This window comes from Caldithrix sp. (assembly GCF_056497305.1).
Window position 1 is genome coordinate 1 of sequence record NZ_JBSMDE010000205.1, and the last position, 3,374, is coordinate 3,374.

Annotated in this window: 4 protein-coding genes and 1 pseudogene; all 5 read right to left on the bottom strand. The window is 37.0% G+C overall.

The genetic code is table 11. The annotated features are described in order from the left end of the window. Positions 1–1,549, bottom strand: a 1,549-nt coding sequence (locus ACWB0I_RS17105) for a CRISPR-associated endonuclease Cas3'' (RefSeq protein ID WP_479389303.1), incomplete at its 3' end; no start/stop codon positions are given. Further along, positions 1,546–1,710, bottom strand: a pseudogene (locus ACWB0I_RS17110) (DUF4160 domain-containing protein); the annotation flags it as partial. The pseudogene ACWB0I_RS17110 and the gene ACWB0I_RS17105, both read right to left, overlap by 4 nt. A gap of 88 nt (positions 1,711–1,798) precedes the next feature. Beyond that, positions 1,799–2,086 carry a DUF2442 domain-containing protein gene (locus ACWB0I_RS17115; RefSeq protein ID WP_479389304.1) on the bottom strand — a complete coding sequence of 96 codons (288 nt, stop codon included), beginning with the start codon at positions 2,084–2,086 and terminating at the stop codon, positions 1,799–1,801. Between the two features lie 20 nt (positions 2,087–2,106). After that, positions 2,107–2,877, bottom strand: coding sequence for a Cas5 family CRISPR-associated protein (locus ACWB0I_RS17120; RefSeq protein WP_479389305.1), 771 nt, complete (start codon positions 2,875–2,877; stop codon positions 2,107–2,109). A 9-nt stretch (positions 2,878–2,886) separates the two neighbouring features. Beyond that, on the bottom strand, positions 2,887–3,374 hold a 488-nt coding region (locus ACWB0I_RS17125; RefSeq protein ID WP_479389306.1), incomplete at its 5' end, for a type I CRISPR-associated protein Cas7.

Consider the following 3,374-nt stretch of genomic DNA (forward strand, 5'->3'; position numbering starts at 1 on the left):
TCAAAAATTCTTCACTAAACTTTTCTAAATTTTTAGAATCAGGATGATGTTTAACAACTACCCGGTTTAATTGATCAAACATTTCACGTTTGCTTTCAACCAATTCAAACGCTTCTTGTTTAGGGAAAATCAATGGTTGAGTGGCAGTCATTAAAACGACATAACAATTGGCCTTTTCGGCGAGCAGTTTAAGAACATTCCTGACCAGTGGCCAGTATTCGATAGGAATGTTTTGAACTTCATCCAGAATAATTACGCTCCCCGAAATATTATGAAACTTCTTCAACATTTTGTTTTTGTCTGTAATAACCGAATCAAAGAACTGGACAAACGTCGTAACCACAATTTCCGATTCCCAGCTCTCGGTAAGGAATAAAGATTGATCCAGCGGTAATGTTTCATTATCGGTTTTGTAAGCGATTTCCGCCAGATGATGATGCTTTAGGAGAAATGAAGAATCATCAGCAAGCTGCGGATTTAGCTTCTGAATCACCTTCTGAAAAACTTCGAAATTTTGATCAATAATACTGGTAAACGGCAAGACGTAAATGATCCTGGGATTCAATTCTTTTTCGTTTTGTAATCTGTTCTTAAAAATAAGGGCAAAATGCAGGGCAGACAATGTTTTCCCGCTACCTGTGGGAGCTGTTAATGTAAAAATCTGGTGTTCAAGATTTACAGAGTAAGCTTGCTTTTCCAATTCTTTAAAAAGATTTTCTCTTAACCCCGAAAGAGGAGCTTTTCTATTAGTTAATTCCTGATCCACAAAAATTTTTACGATCTTTTCTGGTATGAGCCGTCGTTTGATTTCTGATTTGATTCTTCCGGCATCCCGCTTATCCGCATCGATCAAAGCGGAAAACAGTAGATGTCGTTTAAAATTAAAATCAATACAAGAATTAGCATTTAAAATTTTTAGATATTGCTGATTGGCTTCCATTAAAAATTCAAAAAACGAGCTTGTGCCGGGTTTAAACGCTTCAAGAAAGCGTTCAACTTCAGGTAGGTTCAATCCAATTTTTTGTAAATCTTCATTAATTACCTTACAATGCTTATCTAAATCGTTAAGGTGTCTATCAAATAAAATCGAAAATTTCTGTTTGAATTCTTGACCAATAAAATCCTTTAAAAAGGGATTGGTTAAGTCCCCTACATTTTTCAATAATTCTGTAAAATTTTCCAGCTTGCCATGATGGTTTAAAATGACATTGAAAACAAGCAACGCTTCAAAATAGGAATCGGGATAATCGTTGAAAACCAAGAAGGCACCCCAAAATGCGGAAAGCATACTGTGGTTCTTTAAGGGGCCCGTATCATTTTCATTAATTAAATAATCTTGAAAATAAGAAGTGTATTTACCAAAATCATGTGCAATTCCTACTGTCATTGCTAGATCTTTAAAGTCGGGGTGTATTCTGGCATTAGAAATTTGAATCAATTCTTTTGCAGTTTGGCTAACTTCAAATAGATGCTCACGAAGTAGTTTTTTAAAAATAATCGATCCGTGTTGATCTTTCTCAATATGGGAATAAAAAAAATTGACAGTCATTTTAACGGTTGAATTTTCTTTAATTTTTCAAAATTTTCCGCACGCCGCCAATTATCCAAAATTTCATCTTGATGAATGGCAGCCCATTCCATGACCATGCCCAATGCTCTTGGTGGCAAATTCCCGGCAAGGACCGATAAAGTCTCAATTTGAATGATGGCTTCGTATTCGTTCTATTTGGCATGAAAATGCGGTGGATTATGGTCTAAGTAAAAAATGTAAACAACAATACCGAAGAATCGGCTGATTTCAGGCACTTTTTCGTAGTTCCCGAATTAATGTAAAAAGGTCTTTTGAAGTTTTGCCCGAAATTTTTAAATAAAGAGCATCGGCACATATTTCTACATCTTCATTCCAGGCAACGGCCCCGCTTTCTGGATTTACAAATACATTTTCAAAAACGCCCGGTTTTTCCCAGATGTTAAATACCCCTTTGTTTTTAAGCGCCCCTAAATCGACCGTACCCTGCAAACCATCTTCAAATTTTAACCAGAGTTTAAAATTCCCTTTTGGTTTTACTTCTACAACCTTGATCATACTACCCCCTATTTTTCCCTCTAATAAAAGATAACATGAAAATCTTCCCCACGCAATTTAAGTCGGTAAATGGGCACATTAAAAATAGCTGTTATCTTACTTCTGTTTCGCTCCCAAAGTAAATCCATGATCTCCCCAGGTTCTCGGCCAGGTAGAAATTCCCGACGCATGTGCTCCCTGAAATAAGCAGGTGGGATCGCTTCAGTCAGGTCTAACGATAAAGAATTGGGAACAATCGCATCAACTGGCGCAACAGAATCGATTTTGATTGGGCGTTGGGCAGCTTCAATTTCTTCAAATACATCAGGAGGTCCCAACCATTCAATCCAGCTGGAAAAAGGAGCGCTTCCAAAATACGGCAAATATTTCATTTGCTTTTTAGTAATGGTTTTTTCCAGCTCCTGTCCAAATTCTTCCTCTTCAAATTTTAGAAAAATACGATAAGCAACCGGTTCTTGCGGGAACCGGGTTGAAACCACAAATTCCATTGGAATTTGCGTATGTACATTGGGAGCGCTCATATTCAGGTGACTGGCTTGCGTGGCATAAATATAATTAACGGTTTGCATGATCTTCCTTGGCGGTGTTAATAATTTTACCGAGAGTTTTAAAAACCGTTGACTAAATAATTTGTAATATTCATCTCTCTCAATGCCAAACAAACCGGCAATCATCCCCATGATAACCGTAGGCGGTGGAAATGAATAACTTAAAGAAGAAGAATTGGCATCAAATTGCCGAAAGTGTGCCACCATCCCTTTCCAATCAAAGGCCACAATATTGTATTTCATTTTATATTCCTACATTATCTTTAATTCCGGAATTTCATTGACTTCTCCTACAAGTGACAAGTTTTTATCATGCCAAAAGTAGACCCTGGCAATTTGTTCTTTCATCTCTTTTAATTCATTAATCAATTGCGAAATGTCTATCTGAACATCTTTCACCGAAAACAATTCTTCGTCTTTTTTGTTATCACTTTTTAACAATTTTACCCATTTTCTAAAATCACCTAATATCAATCCATCGGAATTGTATTCGACACGAAGGTACAATCTTGGCTCCTGCCCAACTTTGCTTCTGGTGGCATGTAAGGGGATGGCTTTAACAATGGCTTCATCTAACAGAGCAATATCATCTTCTTTTAAAGCAGTGTTCTTCGCGTTATAGCCTGAGATTACCCCATGAAAGGCGATCAAAGAATATTTAACCCGATAATCTTTACCTATCGTTCCTTGTTCTTGCGTTTCACCTGAACTAAAGTGAGAGGTGATCGATTGAGAATCTA